Origin of the sequence: Paenibacillus protaetiae, from assembly GCF_004135365.1 — a bacterium.
GTDB classification, from domain to species: domain Bacteria; phylum Bacillota; class Bacilli; order Paenibacillales; family Paenibacillaceae; genus Paenibacillus_AP; species Paenibacillus_AP protaetiae.
Genome location: NZ_CP035492.1, coordinates 1263338 through 1287040, shown reverse-complemented (window position 1 = coordinate 1287040; position 23703 = coordinate 1263338). Strand labels below are relative to the sequence as shown.

Genomic DNA, 23703 nt, shown 5'->3' with positions numbered 1-23703 from the left:
GTGGATGCGGGCTGCCGCTTGTGCGTTATGCTACAATCGGACGTCGTTTTGCGGTCCCTGCTTCTCTTGTCTGGCAGCCTCCTGCAGCTCTCCATCCCAGTTCAGGTGCTGATAGCCGGCTGCCGCCTCGTCGCTTTTGAACCATTGGATAAAGTCCTGCCACAGCGACGTGCCCCAGGATGCGTCGATTTGCGCAGTTGTATAGACGCCGGCTTTCAGCCGGACAAAACCAAATACGTCGCGAACCTGGGATTTTTCCGCTTGCGTAACGGTTAATTCCGCCAGATGCGGCGGGATGAAAATGACGCCGGCCGGCGTTCCGAGCACAACGTCGCCCGGAAGGCAGACCGCTTTGCCGATCCGTGCCGGCACGTTCATCCCGACCATCGTTACATCGGCAATGGCGGTAGGGTCGCTGCCTCTGTAATAGACGTTAATATTATCAATCTCCACGACCTGCTGATTGTCGCGGATACCGCCCCATATGACAGCGCCGCCGCGCTTCGTGCGGGTGGAGATGGCCGTTGACAGGTTGCCGCCGACATAAGTGCCCAGATGCACTTTATCGAACATATCCACCACGACCACATCATCTTCCACAAGCGAATCAATGACCCATTGATTGTAGTAGCCTTTCCGGTTCTCCTGCTCATGCCCGTAATGAAGCAGCGTTTCGTCCAGATCCGGACGCTTCGGCACCATGACTGCAGTTACCGCCCGGCCGACCATCACTTGGTCCGGATGAATGATTTTGAAATCGCCTTCAAATTGGGACTTGTAACCTCTGTTCCATAACGGCCCCCAAGCTTCCTCCAGCGTTATTTTGCGGATTCTGCGCAGTACGTCTTCCGGCACTTTCGGCCGCCCGTTCGGGAAACGTTCTCCTTTCCATAACGGCGTAAGCTGGACAATATCTTCAGGATTATCGAATTTCATACAAACACCTCTTCCGGTTCGATTTTGAGCAGAGCTGATCTGGCTGAGCGTAATACCTTCATTGTTAAGGACATCTCGCCCTTTGTCGATGCGAGTTTTTTAAGGGATTTCAAGCATTTGCTATAAATTTTTCACCAGCCGGACCAGCTCCGAAACGGGTTGTTAAAAAAACAAACATTATCGTAAAATCGTCGCCTTCAATCGTGAAACCGCTTTCGTATAAAGTAAGGCTACACCGGTTTCGAAACACCGGTGGCGGAGAGAGGAGGAGATGAATGGAGTGGCTGCTCAATCGAATGTCGCCCAAGCGGTGAAGGAAACTACGCGCAAGCGGGTTAGAAGAAGCGGAACACATCTGGCCGGCTATATTTTTATTTCTCCATGGCTGATCGGCTTTATCTTGTTAACGTTATGGCCGATCGCCCAATCGTTTTATTTGTCGTTTACCGAATATTCACTGCTCGAACAGCCGGTATGGACGGGGGTGTCCAACTATACCGCCATCTTTACGAATGATGCAACCTTTACGAAATCGCTGGCTGTTACTTTTATATTCGTATTGTTTTCCGTGCCGCTTAAATTGTTTTTTTCGCTGCTTGTTGCGGTTGCGCTTAATAAAAATATCCGGGGCATGAACTTGTACCGTACGGCGATTTATTTTCCTTCACTAATTGGAGGGAGCATTGCAGTAGCGGCTTTATGGCGCAATATGTTTGGCGTAGACGGCTATATCAACCAAGTGCTGGCCTGGTTCGGCATCCATGGCATCGGTTGGATCTCCAATCCGCATACATCGCTTGGAACGCTTATTTTGCTTAATACATGGCAATTCGGTTCCACGATGGTTATTTTCCTGGCCGGGCTTAAGCAAATTCCGCAGGAATTATATGAATCCGCTTCGGTTGATGGAGCGGGCAAGGTTCGGAAGTTTATGAACATCACATTGCCTATGTTGTCCCCGGTTATGTTCTTCAACCTGATCCTCGGCATCATCGGTTCATTCCAGACGTTTACTGCAGCGTTCATCATTACGAAAGGCGGACCAATCAATTCGACGTATGTATACGCCTTGTTCCTGTATGAAAAAGCGTTTAAGCATTACCAGATGGGCTACGCCTCCGCGCTTGCCTGGGTGCTGCTCGTCATCGTTGGCGTATTGACGGCGATTAACTTTTTTGCTTCCCGGTATTGGGTGTTTTACGAGTCCTCGGCAGAAGGAGGGAAGGGCAAATGACAACATGGCGTTCCAAGCTGTCCGATCATGTGCTGCTTACCTTGTTTTCCCTGCTGATGCTTTACCCGGTCATTTGGTGGGTCGGCGCTTCGCTGAAAAAAACGGAAGAGCTGAGCCTTCCGTCACTCTGGCCAAAAACGCCGATGTGGGAAAATTACAGCAGCGGCTGGCATTTTTCCAGCGAATATACCTTTGCTCATTTTTTCGGCAATACGCTTCTGATGGAATTATGGAACGTGGTCGGCAGCGTGCTGACAGCGGCGCTTGTCGCTTACGGCTTCGGCCGGCTGAACTTCAAGTTCCGCGGCTTCTGGTTTTCGATTCTGATGCTGACGATGATGCTGCCCGGGCAGGTCACGATCGTGCCGCAATATATTTTGTTTAACAAGCTGGGGTTTGTCGACAGCTATATTCCGCTAATTTTGCCGCATTTTTTTGGCGGCGGCGCCTTTTTTATATTTCTGCTTGTGCAGTTTATCCGGGGCATCCCGCGTGATCTTGACGAAGCGGCGAAGATCGACGGGGCATCCGTATACGGCATTTTTGTACGAATCGTGTTTCCGCTTATCAAACCCGCGCTTGTGACGGTAGCGATATTTACATTCATCTGGAGCTGGGACGATTTTTTTGCGCAAGTGCTTTACATCAGCTCGGTCGACAAATTTACGGTTGGCCTTGCGCTGCGCATGTTTATCGACCAGTTTGATATCCAGTGGGGCCAACTGCTTGCCATGTCTTTGTTGTCAGTTGTTCCTTCCGTCATCATCTTTTTATTTGCACAGAAACATTTTGTGGAGGGGATTGCGACAACAGGGCTTAAAGGCTAATACAAAAACAATGGGGAGGCAAAATGATGGGCAAAAAACACGGGGTGGTTACAGCTTTGCTTGCGGCTTCCATGCTTGCTTTGGCGGCGTGCAGCGGCGGCGGGGGCGGCAGCTCGGACGGAAAAACGACGTTAGGCATAATGTGGTGGGGGGCGGACGAACGGCACGAAGCGACCAAGAAGGCGCTTGATCTGTACTCGCAGCAGCATGAAGGCGTCAGTTTCAAGCCGGAGTATATGGCATGGGATGCGTATTGGCAAAAGCTCCCGACGCTTGCGGCCTCCAAGACGATTCCGGATGTGCTGCAGATGGATGCCGCCTACTTGCAGGAGTATGTATCACGAGGCCAGCTGGAAGACTTGACGGATATTGATCTGAACGGCATCGTGGATCCGAATGTCATTGAGAATCTGAAAATCAACGGCAAGCTGTACGGCATCCCGCTTAGCCAGAATGCGCAGGGCATTGCTTTTAATAAGGCTGATTTGGAGCAATACGGCATTCCGCTGCCGCATAAAGACTGGACGTACGATGAGTTTTTCCAATGGGCAAAGGACGCAAGGGCGAAGCTTCCGGAAGGCAAATACCCGATTGGCGACACCTCGACATGGGACGGCTTCAACTACTACCAGACGGCAAACGGCAAACCGCCGATTATGTCGGACGGCGGCAAGACGTTTACGCTGGACAAAGATTTATTTATGAAGTTCTATCAAACATATGAGCAGTTCCGGAAAGATAAAGTCGTTCCGCCTGCCGATCTGGCGGCTTCTTTCCTTGAAAATGACCCGCAGGCCGATCCGATGGCATCCGGCACTGTTATGACGCGCGGGGCAACAACCGGCTCCGTAAGCGCGCTGGAGCAGCTTATGCCGGGCAAAGTCGGCGTCGTTAATATGCCGGTTGGCCCGGCCGGCGGCGGCTGGGCGCAATCGACCATCTTCTTAAGCGTCAGCGCCAATTCCAAGCATAAAGAAGAAGCCAAAAACTTCGTAAAATGGTTTATTACCGATCCGGATGCCGGCCGTACGCTTGGCCTTACGCGAGGCATTCCGATTAACCCGGTAATCTACCAATCGCTTGAACCGAATCTTGAAGAAAAGGATAAGCTGGGCAAAGAGATCTACGATTTGTCCGTTGATCAGGCATTGCCGTTCTATTCGCCGGCTCCGGGCTTCTCGGAATGGGTGGACACCTACAAGAAAGAGATGGACGCTGTGACGTTCGGCCAGCAGTCCATTGAGGACGCATATAACAAAATCAACAAGCTTGGCCAGGACCTGGCGGCTAAAGCCGGGGGCTGAGCGTAAGGGGCCGGGCCGAACAGCCGGAATAAAAGTTCATCCCATTGAAAGAGGTGCGATTCATGCAATTAGCTGAAATTTTTCCGTCGCAGCCAAACCGGCTGTGGGCATTAGCCAAGCAAATGAACGTCAATTATGCGGTAGGCGGTTTGCCTTGGGAAGAAAAACAAGAAAAGCCGTGGGACCTGATGCCGCTTATCCGAATGAAGCAGCGTTTCGCCGACGCTGGCCTTGCCTTAACGGTAATTGAGTCGATGCCGCCAAGCAACCATATTAAGCTGGGCACGCCAGGGCGCGATGAGGAGATCGAGCAGTTCAAGCAGTTTGTAACGAACATGGGGGCCGCCGGCATTCCGGTGTTGTGTTATAACTTTATGGCCCAGTTTAACTGGTTCCGCACCTCCACGACTACCCGCACGCGAGGGGGAGCGCTCGTATCGAGTTATGACCACAGCTTGATGAAGGATGCCCCGTTAACGGAAGCGGGAATTGTAACGGAGGAGCAGCTGTGGGAAAATTTGCATTATTTTATGGAAGAGATCGTACCGGTTGCGGAAGCGGCAGGCGTACAGCTGGCGCTTCATCCCGATGATCCGCCGATTACGCCGATCCGCGGCGTATCGCGTATTTTGCGCAGCGCGGCAGCGCTGCAACAAGCAATAGATCTGGTGCCAAGCCCGTGCAACGGCATCACGTTATGCCAAGGCACGTTGGCTACAGCCGGAGAGGATATTCCGGCCGTCATCCGTCATTTCTCCAAACAAAACAAACTGTTTTTTGTTCATTTCCGCGACGTTCGGGGCACGGCTGAGAAGTTCGAGGAGACGTTCCATGATGACGGCAAGACGGATATGCTGGAGGCGATGAAGACGTATTATGAGGCAGGCTACGCCGGTCCTGCCCGTCCCGACCATGTGCCAACGATGGAAGGAGAGGATAATTCGAATCCCGGGTACGAGCTGCTCGGCCGCTTGTACGGCGTTGGATATATTACCGGTCTGATGCAAGCGGCAGCAGCCATGACGCGCGTTACGCCGGTCGGATAACAGCGCAGCATGGCATGCTGCAGCTTAGAAGCATTACGGAGCGCAGACGGAGCAGCCCGCAAGTCATGGTTATGACTTGCGGGCTGCTTGGTTGCCGCTGCTGTGATCGGTTACACAAGCTGAAGCAGTTCGCGGATATCATCCGACGTCAGGCTGCCGGCAAGCTTATCCCCTGGACTTACAATTTCGTCGAGCAGGTTGCGTTTCCGCTCCTGCAGCTCCATCATTTTATCCTCGACCGTTCCTTCGCTGACGAGTCGGATGACCTGGACTGTATTTTTTTGCCCGATCCGGTGGGCGCGGTCCATCGCTTGCTGCTCGACAGCCGGATTCCACCATAAATCGTACAAAATAACGGTATCGGCGCCGGTTAGATTAAGCCCTGTGCCGCCGGCTTTCGTCGAAGCAAGGAACAGCTCGCGCTCTCCGTTATTAAACCGGCTGCACAGCTCGACCCGTTCGGCCGCCGGCGTTTGCCCGTCCAAATAAAAAAACGACACTTCGCGTTCGGCAAGCGCCCGCCGGATCAGCGTAAGCATTTGCGTAAACTGCGAAAACACAAGCATCCGCTTGCCGGCGTTGCGGCATTCCTCAACCAGCTCCAGCAGCTGCTCGAATTTGGCGGAGCTGCCGGTATAATCTTCAACGAACAGCGCCGGGTGACAGCACAGCTGCCTAAGCCGGGTAATGCCTGCGAGGATGCGGATCTGATTCTGATTGAACGTATCATTATCCAAATGTTTATAAGCATCGTGACGCAATTTGGCCAAATAGGCGGCATACAGCTTTTTCTGCTCGGGGAACAGCCCGGATGCCTGCACCGTCTCGATCTTGTCCGGAAGTTCCTTCAGCACGTCTGCTTTGACGCGGCGGAGCAGGAACGGCTTGCTGCGGCGCGCAATCGTCTCTTTCGTCAGCTCGCCGAATACGTCTCTTTTCGGAAACAAGGCCGGGAATACGGCATGGAAAATCGACCATAGTTCCTCGAGCCGGTTTTCGACCGGCGTGCCGGTCAGCGCAAACCGGTGAATCGCCGCAATTTGCTTAACGGCATGAGCGGTCTGGGTCGCATAATTTTTAAAATATTGCGCCTCATCCAAAATTAAGGTATGGAACCGCATATCGCTAGCGGCAAACAGCTTTGCATCCTTGCGCAGCACAGGGTAGGACGTAATGATCACATCCGTACGCTCCATATGTCCGGCGAGCAGCGTTTGCCGTTCATTCGCCGTTCCTTCCACAATTACCGCCTGAAGCTCAGGCGCGAACCTTGCGATTTCGTTTTTCCAGTTGTAGATAAGCGAGGCGGGAGCAACGACCAGCGCCGGCTGGCGGAGCGATCGTATTTCCGGCAGCACGGATACAAGGAAGGCGATGCTTTGAATCGTTTTGCCAAGGCCCATATCATCCGCCAGAATGCCGCCAAACCGGTAATGCGCCAGCGTCTTCATCCATTGATAGCCGTCCTTCTGGTAATCCCGCAATATCGGCTCCAGGCCCGGCGGGACCGGAAAGTCCAAATGGTCGGGATTGCGCAAATGATCAAGCAGCTTGCGGAACGATTTGCCTAACTTCACATTCGGATGCTGTGCCGCATCCATAAGCGGAATGCCGCGCATAACCGGCAGCTTCAGGGCGGGATCTGCGAGCTCGCTTCTCGTCATGCCCAGCTCGTTGATGACCCGCGCGACCGCGCGCATCTCTTCCGTATCTAGCGGTACGAAGGCGCCGTCCGGCAGGCGGTGATACGTTCTTTTTTGCTCCAGTGATTGAAGAAGCTTCCGGATTTCCGATTCGGGAATGCCGTCGATGGTGAACTGGATGTCCAGCCAGTCCGTCCGTTCATCCGCCTGCACCTTCATAACCGGCTGAAGCCCTTGGACGAGCATCGTTTTAACGGCTGTCGTGGCGTATACGTCAAGCAGCGGTTCCAGCTGCGGCACTATATAGTGCAGGAAACGGTATTGTTCATCCTCTTCGTGGAGAAAATAGCCGCCTTCCGTCTTGGCAAAAGAAGCCTGCTCCATCAGCTGCAGGATGCGGTTCTCCCGGTCGCTGTCGCGCATGACGATTTGCTCCGCCGCCCGTCTCCGCTCCGGCTCCAGCGGATTGATTACGATTTCCCCGTATTGAAATTCAAGTCCGGCTACCAGCCGGTCCCGGATACGGTCGAGGAACAGCTTGGCTTTGAGCGGCTTGTGCACGATCCGATCCGATACGGAAGGGGCGATATGGACTGCGCCTAGCCGCTTCAAGCTTGGAACAACCCGTTCGATCAAAGGCTCCATAAGTCCCGGAGCAATGGGGACAGCGGGACTGTCGTACGGCTCCAGCATTTGCTGCAGCTGCAGCAGGCTGCGGCACAGCTCCGCCGGCAGAGTCTTCAGCTTGCCTTCGTGCAGGACGAGGCTGTACGGCTCCAATATGCCGACAGCCCGTAATCCTTCCGCTTCCATCACATATTGCTCCTGCCCGGTTTCACTGAATTCGAACCGGAGCGGCAGCGGCTCATCGGAAACGGTTAAGCCGTTATAGGATTGTCCGCCATACTCCAGATTCACACGCGGAGCGGCTGCGAGCTTGGGCATCAGCGCCTCCCACGTATCGGGCAGGAGAAGGAGCATCCGGTCTCCGCCGGGGAAAGGCTGCCCCGCTTTTACACTGGCGGCTTCCCAGTACAGCTGCTCTTTGCGGCAGGCCTGTACAAGCTCTTGAACGGCTTCATAATCTTCTGTCCGGAAGCAGTGGGCTTCCGGATCATAGGTGAAATATTTGGATACGGTATACGGCTCGCCCCGTTCGATATGGATAAGCAAATCCCGGATCCGCTGCACGGTGTACAGCTTTTTAGGCCCGATTTTGACGGAAAGGCCAAACAGCTGCTTGCCGTCGCCGTAAGGATGGAGTCGGCAGCTGAATTCACATTCCAGCAGCAAGCGGTTATCGGCAAAGGTTCCCATGACCGGCGGACGGCGTGGCTTGCCGCCGAACATTCGGAGCAGCTTGTCGGAGGAAGGCACAGGCAGCTCTCTGACGAAAGCAGCCCGGGTTCGGGAGGAAAGCCGGCGCTCCGTCAGCCCGGCTGAAGGAGCTTCTGTTTCTCCAAGCAGATGCGAATAAGACCGTACAGGTGCGGAACCGCCATTGACAAGATCATGTACGGCAAGCAGAACGGCGGCAATATGCTTGCAATAATGCTGCTCCGCCAGCGAAGAGAGGCAGGTGCATTCCGCCTCGACATCTCCGTCCCCGTCGATGTGCACCTGCACGAAACTGCCGGATTTGCCGCCGGCTACTTCTGCGGTAAAGCGCATTCCGGCCTGGTCCGTGTCTATCAGCCGAACGCGCCCCTCCTTCCAGTAGCGTTCGCCCCGTTCATACGAAAGCGCGCCGCATAACAATTTAATAATCCGATTCGTCAATTGAAAGCTCATAGCCATGTAACCGACCTTTCTGCTGTTCCTAACCAGAATTTTTGCCCGATTCTGTTGTTCTAATTGGTAACTATATTACCAGAAGGGAAGAGGGAGCGGCAAAAAAAAGCCTGCTTTCTGCCGCAGGCGGGACAAAGCGATCCCGGCGGCTGAAAGCAGGTTTTGATCGGACAGGAGAGGAACGGACGGAGGGCTGGAGCAGGATGGCTTCGAATAAGGCGGCGGCTTCAGCTCCACAAACGGTCGTTGGAATAATGGCGGTTCCAGTTGTCGGTGGACTCCCACAACCCCGGAATTTGCGGATGCAAATGCTCGGCGAGCACTTCATCGTTCAGGTCGTCGATGCCTAGCCCCGGCGCGTCGGACAACGTAATGAAGCCATTTTGCACCAGTTTGTTCGGCAGCTTCGAAGCGATAATCATATCGTCCCACCAATCCACCTCGCAGGAGTGATATTCGAGCGCCAGGAAGTTTTCCGTTGCTGCGGCGACATGGGCGGCAGCGAGGCAGGCGATGGGGCTTTCCGCCATATGAATCGCCATCGCAACACCGTATTCCTGCGCCATATCGCCGATTTTTTTCGTTTCGAGGATGCCGCCCGTTGTGAGCACGTCGGGATGGATGACGGAGACGGCGCGGGCTTCCAGCAGCGGCTTGAAGTTTTCCTTCAAATAAATATCTTCGCCTGTACATATCGGCGTTGTAACGGATTGCGAGAGACGCACATATTGATCGGTATACTGCCAAGGAATCATATCTTCCATCCAGGCGAGATTGTATTTATCGATCCGTTTGCCCAGCTTGATACAGTCTTCCAGTCCGATATGGCCAAAATGGTCGATCGCAAGCGGCACCTCGCAGCCGATGACGCTGCGGACATTGGCAACATATTGTTCGAGCAGATCCAGCCCTTTTTCGGTGACATGGATGCCGGTAAAAGGGTGAGGGATATTGTAGATATCGTAATGCCGGTTGGCATTGTAACGGATTTGCTCCTCGGTCAGCAGGCTTTTGTCTGCAGCGTACCGTTGTTGCGAAAGCTCGCGCATTTCTTCCAGAAAACCAAGCGGCGCGCTGAGTGTTCCCGGCTCGTGGATGATTTGGCCGATGCCGAGATCCATTTTCAGGAACGTGAAGCCGTCTTCCATCCGTTTTTTGAGTGCATTGCCCATGGCGAGGCCCGTATCCTTGCCGTTTACATCCGTGTCGCAGTACATGCGGATCCGGTCGCGGAATTTGCCGCCGAGCATCTGATAGATCGGGATGCCGTACGCTTTGCCGGCAATATCCCAAAGCGCAATTTCCAGGCCGCTTACGCCGCCGCCTTGCCTGGCATGGCCGCCAAATTGCTTAATGCGGCGGAACAGCTTGTCGATCTGGCATGGGTTTTCCCCAAGCAGCCTGCTTTTTAACAGCTGGGCGTATACTTTATCCGCTCCGTCACGCACTTCGCCGAAGCCGACAATTCCCTGATTGGTGTATACCTTGATCAGGCTGCTGTGGAACGGGCCGCCTACGACGTCGGTAAACCGGATATCGGTAATGCGGAGCTCGGAAGGGCTGGAATAGGTTGAAACATGGGCGACCGTTTGTTCGAACGTTTCTTTATGCGCCACTTGCATCACTCCTTCGTGTTAATGAATCGGTTACAGCAGCATACTCCCGCCGTCCAGCCGGATGGCGGCGCCGTTTAGAAATTCGTTCTCGCTGGAAGCGATAAAGCAGGCGAGAAGGGCGACATCATGCGGCAGACCGACCCGCCCGCCGGGAAATTTAAGGCGCAGCCGCTTGAGATGCTGCTCTTGCTCTTCCGGCGTTCTGTCCGGCGGCTTTTTTTGCTTGCCGACATCCACAGCGCCTGGCTCAATGGCGTTTACGGTAATGCCGTACGGGGCAAGCTCGATGGCGGCCTCCCGGGCAAGCATCCGGATGCCGCCTTTGGTCATCGCATATACCGGGTCAAAGTCGGTTGGCCGTTTGGCATGGACGGAGGCAATATGGATGATACGGCCAAATCCGTTAGCCTTCATATAAGGCACCACCGCCTGCATGCACTGCCAATATCCTTTTAGATTAATGTTCATCGTCCGGTCATACGTCGAGAGATCGTGCTGCATCAAATCTTTGTTCAGCTGAAGCGCGGCATTGTTGACGAGAATATCGACGCCTCCGTATTTTGCCGCCACTTCTTCCGTCATCCGGTCGATGTCCGCTTTCACGGCAACATCCGCCTGTACGGTGAACGCTTCGCCGCCAGCTGCTTCAATCGCTTGTTTGGTGGCAAGCGCGCCGGCTTCGCTTTGGTTATAATGAACGGCTACTTTAGCGCCGCGTCTGGCCATCTCAAGCGCAATACCTTTGCCGATGCCTGTTCCGGCTCCGGTTACAAGCGCTGTTTTTCCGGTTAAGCTCATTGGCGATCACCCGGCCTTGGACGTTTCATTTTATGATCCATGTAGTGCAGCAGGAAGCCGCCGTCCAGCCGGATATCGGCTCCGTTCACGTATCCCGCCTCTTCCGAGCATAGAAATAAAGCGAGCTTGGCCGCATCCTCGCAACGGCCTGCCTTTCCGCTGGGCACTTTATATTCGTAGTTGTCGTATAGCGTAGTCATTGTGCTTGGAAAACGGGAGGAGGCGCCTTCGACCGGTCCCATCTCGATCGTATTGACGCGAATGCCGCTGCGGCCCCAATATAACGCGGCTTCCTTGGATAACATTTTGACGGCTCCTTTGGAGGAGCTGTACGCAAACGAAGAGCCCGTCGGCTTTTCGGCATGGATAGAGGTCAAATACAGAATACAGCCGGATTCCCGCTCCGCCATCCGTCTGCCGGCTTGCTGCGTGCATACAAAAGCGGTTTTGGCGTTGGCATCCATGACGGCAAGAAAAGTCTGCTCCTCGCAAGTTTCGATAAGCGCGGGCATATAGGCATCATCGTTATGGATGAGGACGTCCAACGGACCCAGTTCCTGCTCCGCTTCCTCCAGCAGCATATTGGCCTGGACGCTGTCGGTCAAATCGGCTGATCCAATGAACAGTCCGATACCGAATGAGCGGGCAGCGTCCAGCTCCTGCCCAATCGCCGCCCCTTTGGACGGGCTGTTCAGAGCCAGCTTGGCCCCTGCAGCGGAGAACGCCTGAATGAACGCTTTGCCGGAAGGACTGTCTGCATCCGTTATAAGTACAACTTGAGCCTGACGTGTCATAAATCACCTCCAACAGTGCTTGTAAGCGATATTATTCCTCTTCCATCATAATGAACGGGCGGATGGTTACGCGACACGTTAAACTTATGATTTTGTTTGTTTTTTTTCAAAGCGCCGGCGTATGGCATATGCCCGGAGGCAGGCAAAAACAAATAGAGCCGTTTTTTATCTATACTTGGCGCGTCATTCAATGGAATAATTAGGTATGTTTGAATGAAGGACTGGGGGAGAACCAATGGGGATTATACTTCGGGAGCTGCGGCTGCCGGAAGATTATAAGGGTTTGGCGGCGCTTCTTAACACACACTGGTCGGAGCCGGTGACCTCGGAGAGGCTGGAAGAAGATGACCGCAAGCTGTATACGACTGGCCATACGTACAGAGATGAGGAAGGCCGGCTTGCCGGCTATGACCGGACCCGAATCGTTGCCGCCACAGAAGATGGACTTATTGCCGGTTATGTTTGGGGCTGGCGGGCACCATGGACGGAGAGGGGGCATCTCAACCATACGATTGTAGTCGCTGAACCGTTCCGCAAACAGGGCATTGGCAGCAGATTGCTGGAGCATGCGCTGCAATGGGGGACGCTTCTTGGCGCGGATACGTTCGTGACGACGATCTGGGACGATGAGGAGGATTCGCTTCGTTTCGCGCGGCGCGCCGGTCTTGACATCGATACGCATGCGTTCCAGTCCGTGCTCGAGATAAGCGCGGCAGATCCGAAATGGCTGGAGCAGGATGTATATAATCCCGATATTCGGTACGCCACTTACGCCGAATTGCAACAGGATGGAGCAAGCGAACAGAAACTGTATGAGCTTTACAAAGAAACGCTGGTGGATATTCCCGGATTTACGGGTGAAGTGCCGGTGCTGGAAGAATGGCGCAAATGGCATCTGATGGTAGAAGGTTATGCGCCGGAGCGGGTGATTGTCGCAGTAGACGGCGACAGGTTTGTAGGCGTAACGAATGTACTGCATAATCTGCAGACGAACGGGATGTACCATGAATTTACGGGCGTGAGCAGGCCGTACCGCGGCCGCAAAATTGCCCAGGATTTAAAAATACAAGCGGTGCGGCTGGCCGTAAACAATCAAGCGGCCTATATCAAGACGGATAATGATTCCGCGAATGCCCCCATTTTATCCGTGAACCGCAGGCTGGGCTACAAGGCGCTGCGCGGCACTTACCGGATGGCAGGCAAGTTTGGTGAAATGAAAGGCAGCGCGCGCTCTGAATAGGAGGCACCATGTTTACTATTAATTGCAGAGATATTATGTTAAGGGAGTTTCTCGCAACGGATTTGAAATCTTTTCATTCGCTTACCTGGCAGCCTGAAATTTACACGTATTTGCCCGGCTGGAACGTCTCGATGGAGCAGCGCAAAGAGTGGCTGCTTCAGTACGAAATTCCGGAAAACAAGCGGTTTTTACAAGCCGTTTGGAACGGGGAAAGCATCGGACAGCTTCGCTTTCGTTTGGGGATCATTTTGAAGGAAACCGGCGAATGGATCGGGTGGTGCTGCACCGGAATCAAAGACGAATTGCCGTCTCCGAGCCGGGAAATTATGTATGCGATCTCCAGAGCTCATAGAAGCAAAGGGTACACAACCCAAGCTGCTCAAGGAATGATAAACTACTTATTTAAATATACAGACACTGAAACGATTAGCGCGATTGCGCTGCCGGACAATACGCCGTCAAATCGAGTCATCCAAAAGTGCGGGTTCCGTTTACAAGGCCAAATCGCCATCGAAAACGAAATGTATAACCGGTACAGGCTGGATCAGCAGGAATGGGTCCATCTGCAAATGAATTAAACCATTAAAAAGAGCAGGCATAGGGTTATTCACCAGCCTGCTCTGTTTCATTCATTTCTTTATCATGAACTGCCGGGTCCGGTTCCTCAAAAGGAACACGATCTTCGTCATAATACATATTCTCGGCTGGCCTCCTTTCAAACCTGATTATAGACGGTTTTATTCAACACATAATTAACTATATGTTTGCCGGACGTAAATGTTTATGCAAATGCCCCGAATACCGTTTCTTTGTTTTGCGCCGGCTATGGTAAAATAGATCAATAGAGATATTTTACCGGGTCGTTGGAAGGGGGTTATCCGCAGTGGGAAACACATGGCTGTTATCAGATGGCGTATTGGACTGGGTGATTCAGCATACGGATCAGCACGCGGATGTGACAAGCGTGAATCGTGTGCAGGGCGGAACATCATCCGCGGTCTACCGGATTGAAATCAGCGGCCGATACGATAAATCTTCTTATATATTAAGGCAGTTTGATCAAGCGGACTGGTTAAAGCAGGAGCCGGATTTGGCGCTGCATGAAGCTGCCAGTCTGAGGCTCGCCGAAGAAACGGCGGTGAAAACACCTGCTCTGCTTGCCTTTGACGAAACGGGGCATGCATGCGGCTTGCCGACTGTGCTAATGACGGAGCTGAAGGGCGAGGTTGTGCTGGAGCCGGAGTATTTGGATGACTGGATTTGGGGGATGGCGCATTCGCTGGCTGCTATTCATCAGACATCGGCTGCGGATTTTCCATGGCCTTATCGTTCATATATGGATGCGTCCAGGCTTGGTAAGCAAACCTGGTCATCGGACCCGGGGATTTGGGATGAAGTGATCGCGGTTGTACAGACGCCTCCGCCTGTTTATGATCCGGTATTTATTCATCGGGATTATCATCCCGGGAATGTATTATGGCAAGATAAGCGGGTCAGCGGTGTTGTGGATTGGGTTAACGCGTGCAGAGGCCCGGCCGGCGCCGATCTGGGGCATTGCCGCCTGAACTTGGCGCAGCTTCACGGGAAAGCCGCCGCAGATATGATGCTGGCTGCGTATTCACAATGTGCCGGTTATTTGTTTCAATATGAACCTTATTGGGATCTGGTATCCTTGACGGATATTTTATTCGGGCCGCCTTCCGTCTATGAGGGCTGGACCGCGGCTGGCGTTGCCGGATTAACCGATCAAATCGTGCGGGACAGGCTTGATGAATACGCCGCCGGCATTATTAGAAGCTTGAAAGGATAACGCGGAGAAGCAGAACAGGGGAAGGCATACGTGAAAAATATACTGGCGACCGGTTACCGGGCGCATGAGCTGGGCATTTTCGACCAAAAGCATAAAGGAATACCGTTTATTAAAAAAGCGATTGAAGCACGGCTGCTGCCGCTGGCGGAAAATGGGCTGGAGTGGGTTATTACACCGGGACAATACGGCGCTGATCTGTGGGCGTGTGAAGTAGTTATTGCCATGAAACGGCACTACCCGGATTTAAAGCTTTCTATTCTTGCCGCTTACGAAGGGCAGGAGGCCCGGTGGAAGGAAGATAAGCAGCAGTATTACCGCGAGATAGTCCGCCAGGCCGATTATTACGGCATCGTCAGCAAGCAGCCGTATAACGGCGTCTGGCAGCTGAAGGCAAGAGATGAGCTGCTGTTCCGCAAAACAGACGGAATTTTATTGTTTTACGATGAGGACTCGGGTGAAGCAAGCCCTAAATATATGAAGCAGCGTGCCTGGAAAAAACATGTGGAAGAAGGATACGGCTATATCGGCATTACGGCAGAGGATGTTCAAGATATAGCAAATGAGGGCATGCACGGCGAAGAGTGGGCGTAAACGGATTGCGGCTGTACGAATAAAGGAGAATAAAGAACAGGAATTGTCCCCCAAATCATTGAAAATGATTAAGGGACAATTTTTTTGGCCGATTTGTCAGAAATGAATCCGGTGCGGAGTCTATCATACAGGCGAACTTAAAAAGGAGGGCAGCGGCTAATGATGGAAGAGGAGCGGCGCGGCCGGATGGAGCAATTGGAAGATGACGTTCTGGCAGCGCTGGCCAAGACGGGAGACCGGGAAGCATTTGGGGAACTGGTCCGGCGGCATCGCGGTCAAATGTACGGTTATGCCAGAGCAATTACACGCGAGCCGTATTTAGCGGAGGATATTGTGCAGGATGCGCTTATTAAAGCCTTCTTGCATATGGGCACGCTGGCCGACATGGGACGTTTTCTCCCTTGGCTGCGCCAAATTGTCCGCAATCAGGCCTATACGAAACTAAACAGCAGGCCGCTAAAGCATGAGCAGCCGTTTACCGGACTTACGGCAGCCGCACAGGAAGAGAAGCAAGAGGACTGGGGCGATATGGAATCCTTATTGCGGAAATTATCGAAGCAGGCTGTAAGGCCGGCTGACGAACTGGAACCGGAGCGGAAGCTGGCGCGGGCAGAGCTGCTCGAATTGATTGAAGCGATGATGCGCTGTCTGAATGGCCGAGAAAAAAAGGTGTTCGAGGCGTATTTTTTCGAGCAGCTGTCGCCCCAACAAATTGCCGGTCTGTTCCAGCTGACCACGTCGAACGTCTATCAGCTGATCTCCCGTTCAAGGAAGAAGGTTGCCGCGGAGAAAGCCCGCCTGTTGGTCGACCAATATATGAATATGAGGAAGGACTGGACCGGAATGAAAACAAAGTTGCTGGATAAGAAAGACATATTGGGGCAATGCGCATGGACTTCCGCAGGGGCTGCGCTGTATGCTCTCGTGAATTACAAGGAATCTGCCTTTTCTTTGCCTGCTGTTATGGGTTATACGTCGCTTGCGTTTCGCATCAGCATTAGCCAAGGTGACGTTCATATCGCGGGGCCAACGAGCTATAGCTTCAAAGATGTATTGACAAGAGGGCTCAGCCAGCTTGGCTATCAAGCAAACGTGGTTTCCGCACTCAAGCCTGTAATTGGACCAAACGCCAGCCTGGCTGATCCGTATTTGCTGACGCCATCCGCTAAAGAGAAACGGCAGCAGCAGGAAGAGCTGCCGCAAGCGCTGGAGCTGATCCATTATGCGATTGACCGGGATACCCGGTGTTGTCCTGGGATTTGTTTATACCGGAGTTTGGCGTTATTTACGGTTATGACGACCATGAGCGGCAGCTGTACGCGCACGAATGCGGCAAATGGGATACGATTCCTTACGATCATTTGGGACGGGGATTTCTGGAGGATCTGTTTGTGTTGTCGATCGCTGATCGAAACGGGCGGGAACCGAAGGATAGACTCCGCTCTGCATTGGAGCAAATCATCCGTCATTATAACGGCGTCGAGGCGCCAAACGGTACGATTGTTCACGGGCTTGCCGCCTATGAAACATGGATAGATGCGTTCCGGGGCGGACAAATCGAACCTAACGGCAACGCCTATAATGCGGCTGTTATTCAGGAAGCAAGAATGTATGCCTCCCTATTCCTGAGTGAACTGGCGGAAAGCTGGGAAAGCGGGCAAGATGCAGATGCGGATGCGGATTCCGAAGTCCGCGCGATATGCCGGGAGGCGGCGGCGTTGTATGGGGAAACGGCGGAGCAGCTGAAGACGCTGACAACAAGGTTTCCGTTCCCGGCGGGCGGAGATCCGCATGCAGCAGCAGAAGCCAATGCAGCCATTGCCGCTTTGCAGCAAGCGTATAAGCTGGAGACCGAAGCGTTTGCGCTGCTGGAGCAGCTTCACCGAATACTGTCCTAACTCCTCTCGAATCAGCGGCGGATTTGCCGCCGGCGGATGGTGTGCCGGGACGAGGCAGGCTGCCCCTTGCGGCTGATGTACGCAGCAACAAAAGGACTGCCCCATCGGGGCAGTCCTTTTGTTGCTATTCGATAGGGATGTGCCGCTCGCTCGCCGCTCTTCGCCTGCGCCATCGGTTTATTGAAACTTCCACCGGACATGTGCCGTAAAGCGGCGATTCGGCAATTGGTTTATACGTGCGAGGCTCCTGCTTCCACGTACGGCTTCACGAGCTGCTTGACGCGCTCCAAGCCGGCCCACATGTCGCCCGGTCCATCGTAAATAAGCACATAAGCGCCGTTAAATCCGGCTTTTTCCACCGCCTGCAGGCATAGGTTCAGCTCATCGCTGTCCGGATAACCGCTGTCGTCATAAGACGGTTTAACATGAACCGATACGCTGCGCGGAACAGTCATCTGAATTTCGCCGTATTTGGCGGAACCTTTAAAATTGCCAAAATCGGTAATAAAGCCGACGCCTTCATCGGCTTGCGCCAGCAGCTTCATGCTGCTGTCTCCTGTAGAAGTAAGCGGCTTGAAGTTTTCCGTGATGACCCGCACGCCTTGTGGAGCGGCATAAGCCTGCAGCTCTGCAAGCAGCTTGGCAGATCTCGCGATTGCCTCTTCATCCGCCGGCTGCGCTTCGCCTGCTACAATCCGGATTTGCTTGGCGCCGCATACGGACGCCGAATCGATCCAATGCTTCATCAACTGAAGATCGGCCTCAACGCGGCGGCTGTCTTCAGACGTTAAGTCGCCGTAGTCAAGCAGCAGCGTATCGAACGAAATGCCGGCAGCTGCAAATGAGCTGCGAAGCTCCAGCAAATAAGCTTCATCCGTACACGGAAAATGAAAATGGCAAATTTCAACGGCGTTATAACCTCTTGCTGCCGCTTCGGAAGGAAGCTCCAGAAGGGAATGAACCTCTGGCTGCTGCTCTTCATGCGTGCGGAGGATTCCGGCTTCCTCGTCCCAGAGCGTCCAGCGGAGAGGCCCCAGCAGCCGGTGCAGACTCCAAGTACTGACGGATAAATAAGACATGGATCGTACCGCCTTTCCTGTTCGGTTAGTTGTTTCCTCCAGCATATCAGTAAAGCCCCTGTTTGCCATTGCTCATCTTTGTGGTGTTTATCATCGGATTTGTTATCCCGGAGAAGACTCGGATGTTCCTCATTCATTCATCGCTTGTGAGGGACAAGTATGAGCATTTGCGAACATATACTGGAAACAGGATAGGGGCAGGAGGGCCATCGTCATGTTTTCATTTCGAAAAGTAGCGGCGGTAATCGCCGGGAGCACGTTAATTTCGGTTGGCATCAATTTCTTTTTAACTCCGCTGCGCATATTGGATGGGGGGCTAATCGGAATTGCGCTCGTTGTCAATTATTTGTTCAAAGTAAAAGTAGGGTTAGTTATGTTATTGTGCAGCCTGCCGATCTTTGCACTGGCGTGGTACAAAAGCCGCCCTCTGCTCTATAACAGCATTAACGGGTTGCTTCTTTCCAGTTACATGATTGATATATTGGCGCCGTACCAATATCATTTTCTTTATTATTTTGAATGGACACCGTTTACAAGAGCGGTACTTGGCGGTTTTATGATCGGAACCGGCATTGGCGTTATGATCCGGTTCGATACGTCTACGGGCGGAACTGATTTGCTGGCTCACATACTGGCCCGTTATGTGCATGTGAATGTCGGCGTGCTTGTATTGCTTACAGACCTGTTAATTGTTTGCGCAGGCAGCATGCTGCTGCCGGAAGGAACGCTGCTGCTGTCGCTGCTGACGATTACGGCAGGCGGAATCGCTACCAGCTTATGCACGTTTCGATCGGGTAATAGCCACTGACAACGGCAGCCATTATCGGGCGATGGGATCAGCAGGGAATACGTTCAGGACTTTGCTGGAACAAGCGATAGGATTAAGCGATGCGGAATTCAGATCGGGGTTGCGAGAAAAAAAGCTGGCCCGCCTGGCAGCGGGCCGTTCAAGTGGTTCATGTCGAAATAGTTGAACATCGTTATTATGTAATATAAACCTTAAACGGACCTGAAAACCAGTTAAGAATGCAAATATTTTTTTTGATAACGGGCCAGTGCCAGCAGCGGCCAAATCGACTTGTAGCTGTAGTAATCGGAATAAAACAGCCCCGGCAATCCGCCGCCTGTCGGATAATGGGACGTCCATCCGTGCGGGCTTCGCACCATGTCAAGCAGCAGCCGAATTCCTTTATCAATCGCGGAGGTCGGGCGCGGATGAACGGCAATCAGCGCATCAAGCGCCCAAGCCGTCTGGGACGGGATGCTGGCGCCAAGCGGTACATAATGGCGCTTCACATCGCTGGAGCAGGATTCCCCCCAGCCGCCGTCTTCATTTTGAATGGAAAGCAGCCAGCCGACTGCGCGTTGAACGGACGGATGCTGAGGAATCGTACCGGCCGCCGACAGTCCCGTCAAAGCCGCCCAAGTGCCGTAAATGTAACAAATTCCCCATCTGCCGTACCAGGAGCCGTCTTTTTCCTGATGGCGCATCAGCCACTCCGTGCCTCTGCGGATACAAGCAAATCTTTCATGGTTTAATCCCGCCGAACCAAGAAACTCCAGCGTTCTACCAGTCAAATCGGCTGTCGACGGATCGGTAGCGACATCACGGGCGCCATGAATTGGCAGCCACGACAGCCACTCCTTGTCTGTATCCTTCTCGAACGCCGCCCAGCCGCCGTCTTTGTTCTGCATGGACAATATCCAGTTAAGCCCGCGGTTCCAGGCGTCCGTATGATGCTCATCTTTAGCTGCCAGCCGGTGAATCGCCCGCAGCGCCGCCGTTGTATCATCAACATCGGGATTAAGGGTGTTAGAATCGGAGAATCCCCAGCCGCCGGCAATATCAATCGGATTGTGGACGGCCCAATCCGTCCGTTTGTACTGCTGTTTGCCCAGCAAGTAGGCAGATGCATTTTGGATAGCCGGATGATCGGCTGGAACCCCGGCTTCCTGCAGGGCATGGGAAAGCAGCGCGGTGTCCCAAACGGCGGAAGGCGTATTCTGCATAAAAGTGTAAGCGCCGTCATCTGTTACGGCCAGCGTTCGAAGAAGACCGTCAACCGCATGCATAATAACGGGATGGCGCTTGTCGTAGCCTAAGGACAGCAGCGCCAAAATCATAAGCAGCGTAGCTGTACCGTAGCTGTACAACGTGCCGTCCGGTTCAATGCGGTCCAGCATATAACGTTCGGCCTTCCGGCGCGCATCCTCGCGCAGCTGTGCGGGATAGCCGGCGAGGCTGCCTGCCGCCTGCTTCAGCGAATCTACCCAAGTATCCATCGGGCGCGAGCCGTCCCCGGACGGCCGCCATTCCCATGTCAGCTCCGAACGGGTTGCACTAAGCTCCGACAAATCGGGGGAGATGGGCGTCGTAACGGAGAAACGGCGGTCGGCAAGAAGCAAAATCGGAATAAAATGAACGCGGGCATAACTGGAGAAGTCATATAGGTTAACCGGGAAGTGGTTCGGAAAGAGCAGCACTTCTATTGGAAGCACTAAGGAGGCTGGCCACGGATATTGGCCGGTCGCGGCCAGGAACGCTTTGGTCAGCACGCTGTCGACCTTCCGCAAGCCGCCTTGTTCGGAAATAAACTGCTTCGCCAGCTGCATCTGCTCATCCCCGGCATGGCTGAAGCCGCTGTACAACAAAGCGTAATAAGCGTCTACCGTAGCCGCCAGATTACCCTGTTCCTCGTCGGGGTACACCTTCCATGAGCCATCCGGCTGCTGGGCAGACCGCAAGCGGTCATGGAGCTTGCGCAGCAGCGGCTCATTATCGATTTCAAGCGTCCGCAGCACAATGAGCAAGTACGCATCCGGCGACGTTCCGCTGTCAAACGGAAACCGCCAGCTGCCGTCGCTGTGCTGCTGCGCAAGCAGCCTGCGGGACATCCACGCAATACCTTCCCGCAGCTCGTGATCGATCGTCATTATGTTCACCCATCCTTCTTCTGACACTAAACAACCTTCTCATTTAGCCTATGAATGGAATGAAGGCAGAATGATAAATTTGGACTCATTTACAACGTAACAATGTTATGTTACATTGAAAGTGGAGGAGATTCGATGGAACAGGATTTGATATCAAAAAAAGATCTGCTGGAGCTGACGGGCATCTCTTACGGCCAGTTGTACAGATGGAAACGAAAGCAGCTCATTCCGGAGCAGTGGTTTATCCGCAAATCTACATTTACCGGCCAGGAAACGTTTTTTCCGCGGCAGCTCATTTTGTCCCGAATCGAAAAGATTGTTGACCGCAAAGAAGATTTCTCGCTGGATGAAGTTGCGGAGATGCTTTCCGCCACGCCGTACGATTATGAAATAAGCAAAGCTGCGCTTATTGAACGTAACATTGTTTCGAAAGAAGCACTCCGTTATTGGGCTTCCAAAGACGCCGAAGATGTTGTGTACCCGTTTGATCGCATATTGTTTTTTGGATTGGCCGACCGCCTTCTTCAAACGGGCGATATGAGCGCAGATGAAGGTGAAATGGTACTGGACATGCTGAGCCGCGATTACCGCAAATGGGGGGATCATCCATGCGATTTGCTGTTTATTCGCAAAATGGGCATTTCGATCGCTGCGCTGCTGCCGGCTGATTCCGGTTTTTATTTGGATCAAGGCGCCAAGCTTGTGGCACGGATATCGATTCAGGCTGAGGTTGAGCAGCTGAAAGGAAAATTGTTCTAAACGGAGGGGATTAAGGATGGAAACGGCAAAATATCCGGATATGCGCATGCAAGGCATCTGGAACGGAGGCGGCGGGCGTTATTCCGCTGTTGAGCTGGACGGTGTCGGGAAAGTAGCGGGTGATGTGGAAGCTGACCGGTTTATCTCAAATGGCGTGGCGACAATCCAGGGCGGGCTGACAGCAGCCGTTATGCAATTTAACGGGAGGCTGAAAGTTGAAGGCGGCATTGCCGGCCAAGAACTGTTGCTGGAAGGCCAGTTGAAAGCCAAAGGCCCGCTCCATGCCGACCGCTGCAAAATAAATGGCGCAATTTCTATAGAAGGCGATTGCTCGGCCGAGCAGTTTGAGGCCACAGGCGGAATAAAAATCGGAGGGCTGCTGAACGGCGGTCAAATCAGCATCATGATGCAAGGCCCGTCCAAAATCAAAGAAATCGGCGGCGAACAAATTGAAGTGCAGCGGGCGAAACGCGAGTTATGGAGCAAGCTGCTTGGCGCCGCTGTCCCCAAATGGACGCCTTCACTGGAAGCGCAGCATATCGAAGGAGATGAAGTGAGGATTTCCTATACCAATGCCGAGGTTGTTCGGGGTGATCGGGTATTTATTGGGCCGGGCTGCCGCATCGGATTAGTGGAATATCGGACCGAGCTGCAGATCGACCCTGACGCTGCTATTCGAGAGGAGAAGAAGCTGTAATGAAATCAGACGAAAAGCTGCATAACATGAAGCTGGTCGGCCAAACGACTTCTTATGGAGGACGCTTCCGCCATATTAACATTTTGGGCGAAGCTGAAATTATGGGCGATACGGAATGCGACTCTTTAAAATGCACCGGCACGGCAAGTTTTGACGGCAATTTGGCGGCTCAACAAGCGAAAGTAACCGGGGAATACCGCGTGCGAGGTTCGATGCATTCGCGTGTGATGAAGGTGACCGGTTCGGTCATAACCGATCATCATTTAAAGGCAGAGTCCGTGCATTTGACCGGCATGTTAAGCGTGAAAGGGAGCTGTGAGGCGGGAAACATTCAGCTGAAGGGCGGGCTTGAAGTGGATGGACTGCTCAGCGCAGACCGATTGGACTTCCGGCTCCTTGGCGCAAGCCGTGCAGGTGAAATTGGCGGCGGAGCGATCACGGTCAAGCGGAGTAAGTTGGCTAGATTAAAGTCGATGTTTCAATCCTCCGGTCCTGCCGTTCTGACCGCCGAAACAATTGAAGGTGACGAATTGCACCTGGACCATATCACTGCCGGGGCTGTGCGCGGGAACCGTGTCCATATCGGAGCAGGCTGCCGGATCGAACGTCTGGAATACCGCCAATATGCGGTCATCCACCGGCTGGCTGTCGTCAAGGAGCAAGTTCGTCTGTAATTTATAGCGTGGCGTAGCTTACAGGGTAAAGC

The 23703-nt window shown here is 53.3% G+C and carries 21 protein-coding genes; 14 read left to right on the top strand and 7 right to left on the bottom strand.

The window, feature by feature from the left end; genetic code table 11:
- Positions 1–30: 30 nt before the first annotated feature.
- Entirely contained in the window at positions 31–936 is a 906-nt protein-coding gene (locus tag ET464_RS05705) for an RraA family protein (RefSeq protein ID WP_129439021.1), read from the bottom strand.
- A gap of 271 nt (positions 937–1207) precedes the next feature.
- Here ET464_RS05705 and ET464_RS05700 point away from each other — a divergent pair, with 271 nt between their 5' ends.
- The 4 genes from ET464_RS05700 to ET464_RS05685 all read left to right on the top strand — a co-directional run bounded on the left by ET464_RS05700 (position 1208) and on the right by ET464_RS05685 (position 5347).
- The gene (locus ET464_RS05700) at positions 1208–2170 is read left to right on the top strand and encodes a carbohydrate ABC transporter permease (protein WP_129439019.1); all 963 of its coding nucleotides are present in this window, start codon (positions 1208–1210) and stop codon (positions 2168–2170) included.
- Positions 2167–2997: a carbohydrate ABC transporter permease gene (locus ET464_RS05695; RefSeq protein ID WP_129439017.1), complete on the top strand. Its 831-nt coding sequence runs from the start codon at positions 2167–2169 to the stop codon at positions 2995–2997. Before ET464_RS05700 ends, ET464_RS05695 begins: the two co-directional genes overlap by 4 nt.
- A 23-nt stretch (positions 2998–3020) precedes the next feature.
- Positions 3021–4301, top strand: a complete 1281-nt coding sequence (locus ET464_RS05690) for an ABC transporter substrate-binding protein (protein WP_341869754.1) — start codon at positions 3021–3023, stop codon at positions 4299–4301.
- Between the two features lie 62 nt (positions 4302–4363).
- The gene (locus ET464_RS05685) at positions 4364–5347 is read left to right on the top strand and encodes a mannonate dehydratase (RefSeq protein ID WP_129439015.1); all 984 of its coding nucleotides are present in this window, start codon (positions 4364–4366) and stop codon (positions 5345–5347) included.
- A gap of 110 nt (positions 5348–5457) precedes the next feature.
- Here ET464_RS05685 and ET464_RS05680 read toward each other — a convergent pair whose 3' ends face one another.
- The 4 genes from ET464_RS05680 to ET464_RS05665 form a co-directional block, all read right to left on the bottom strand.
- A complete protein-coding gene (locus tag ET464_RS05680; RefSeq protein ID WP_341869753.1) occupies positions 5458–8787 on the bottom strand; it encodes a DEAD/DEAH box helicase in 3330 nt (1109 codons plus the stop codon).
- A gap of 221 nt (positions 8788–9008) precedes the next feature.
- Entirely contained in the window at positions 9009–10403 is a 1395-nt protein-coding gene (locus ET464_RS05675) for a mandelate racemase/muconate lactonizing enzyme family protein (RefSeq protein ID WP_129444126.1), read from the bottom strand.
- Between the two features lie 24 nt (positions 10404–10427).
- The gene (locus ET464_RS05670) at positions 10428–11195 is read right to left on the bottom strand and encodes an SDR family NAD(P)-dependent oxidoreductase (protein ID WP_129439011.1); all 768 of its coding nucleotides are present in this window, start codon (positions 11193–11195) and stop codon (positions 10428–10430) included.
- Positions 11192–11989 carry an SDR family NAD(P)-dependent oxidoreductase gene (locus ET464_RS05665; protein ID WP_129439009.1) on the bottom strand — a complete coding sequence of 266 codons (798 nt, stop codon included), beginning with the start codon at positions 11987–11989 and terminating at the stop codon, positions 11192–11194. Before ET464_RS05665 ends, ET464_RS05670 begins: the two co-directional genes overlap by 4 nt.
- Before the next feature lie 235 nt (positions 11990–12224).
- Here ET464_RS05665 and ET464_RS05660 point away from each other — a divergent pair, with 235 nt between their 5' ends.
- The 6 genes from ET464_RS05660 (at position 12225) to ET464_RS05635 (ending at position 17528) form a co-directional block, all read left to right on the top strand.
- Positions 12225–13229, top strand: a complete 1005-nt coding sequence (locus ET464_RS05660; RefSeq protein ID WP_129439007.1) for a GNAT family N-acetyltransferase — start codon at positions 12225–12227, stop codon at positions 13227–13229.
- 8 nt (positions 13230–13237) lie between these two features.
- On the top strand, positions 13238–13807 hold the full coding sequence (locus ET464_RS05655) for a GNAT family N-acetyltransferase (RefSeq protein WP_129439005.1): 570 nt from the start codon (positions 13238–13240) through the stop codon (positions 13805–13807).
- 305 nt (positions 13808–14112) lie between these two features.
- The gene (locus tag ET464_RS05650) at positions 14113–15039 is read left to right on the top strand and encodes a phosphotransferase family protein (protein ID WP_165279918.1); all 927 of its coding nucleotides are present in this window, start codon (positions 14113–14115) and stop codon (positions 15037–15039) included.
- A 30-nt stretch (positions 15040–15069) separates the two neighbouring features.
- Entirely contained in the window at positions 15070–15630 is a 561-nt protein-coding gene (locus ET464_RS05645) for an SLOG family protein (protein WP_129439001.1), read from the top strand.
- Between the two features lie 159 nt (positions 15631–15789).
- The gene (locus ET464_RS05640; RefSeq protein ID WP_129439000.1) at positions 15790–17166 is read left to right on the top strand and encodes an RNA polymerase sigma factor; all 1377 of its coding nucleotides are present in this window, start codon (positions 15790–15792) and stop codon (positions 17164–17166) included.
- The gene (locus ET464_RS05635; protein ID WP_129438998.1) at positions 17079–17528 is read left to right on the top strand and encodes a hypothetical protein; all 450 of its coding nucleotides are present in this window, start codon (positions 17079–17081) and stop codon (positions 17526–17528) included. The genes ET464_RS05640 and ET464_RS05635 overlap by 88 nt, the downstream gene beginning before the upstream one ends.
- 230 nt (positions 17529–17758) lie before the next feature.
- Here ET464_RS05635 and ET464_RS05630 read toward each other — a convergent pair whose 3' ends face one another.
- Positions 17759–18607: a sugar phosphate isomerase/epimerase family protein gene (locus ET464_RS05630; RefSeq protein WP_129438996.1), complete on the bottom strand. Its 849-nt coding sequence runs from the start codon at positions 18605–18607 to the stop codon at positions 17759–17761.
- 214 nt (positions 18608–18821) lie between these two features.
- On the opposite strand from ET464_RS05630, the gene ET464_RS05625 reads away from it, so the two are divergent.
- Entirely contained in the window at positions 18822–19415 is a 594-nt protein-coding gene (locus ET464_RS05625) for a YitT family protein (protein WP_129438994.1), read from the top strand.
- Positions 19416–19627: 212 nt separating this feature from the next.
- Here the strand turns inward: ET464_RS05625 and shc are convergent, their stop codons facing one another.
- Positions 19628–21541 carry a squalene--hopene cyclase gene (gene shc, locus ET464_RS05620; RefSeq protein WP_129438992.1) on the bottom strand — a complete coding sequence of 638 codons (1914 nt, stop codon included), beginning with the start codon at positions 21539–21541 and terminating at the stop codon, positions 19628–19630.
- Positions 21542–21676: 135 nt separating this feature from the next.
- On the opposite strand from shc, the gene ET464_RS05615 reads away from it, so the two are divergent.
- Genes ET464_RS05615 through ET464_RS05605 form a run of 3 tightly spaced genes read left to right on the top strand, consistent with a single transcriptional unit; the run spans position 21677 to position 23671 of the window.
- Complete coding sequence (locus ET464_RS05615; RefSeq protein WP_129438990.1) at positions 21677–22300, top strand: YhbD family protein; 624 nt, start codon at positions 21677–21679, stop codon at positions 22298–22300.
- Between the two features lie 16 nt (positions 22301–22316).
- On the top strand, positions 22317–22997 hold the full coding sequence (locus ET464_RS05610) for a bactofilin family protein (RefSeq protein WP_129438988.1): 681 nt from the start codon (positions 22317–22319) through the stop codon (positions 22995–22997).
- Entirely contained in the window at positions 22997–23671 is a 675-nt protein-coding gene (locus ET464_RS05605; protein ID WP_129438986.1) for a polymer-forming cytoskeletal protein, read from the top strand. The genes ET464_RS05610 and ET464_RS05605 overlap by 1 nt, the downstream gene beginning before the upstream one ends.
- The last annotated feature ends 32 nt before the right edge of the window (positions 23672–23703 follow it).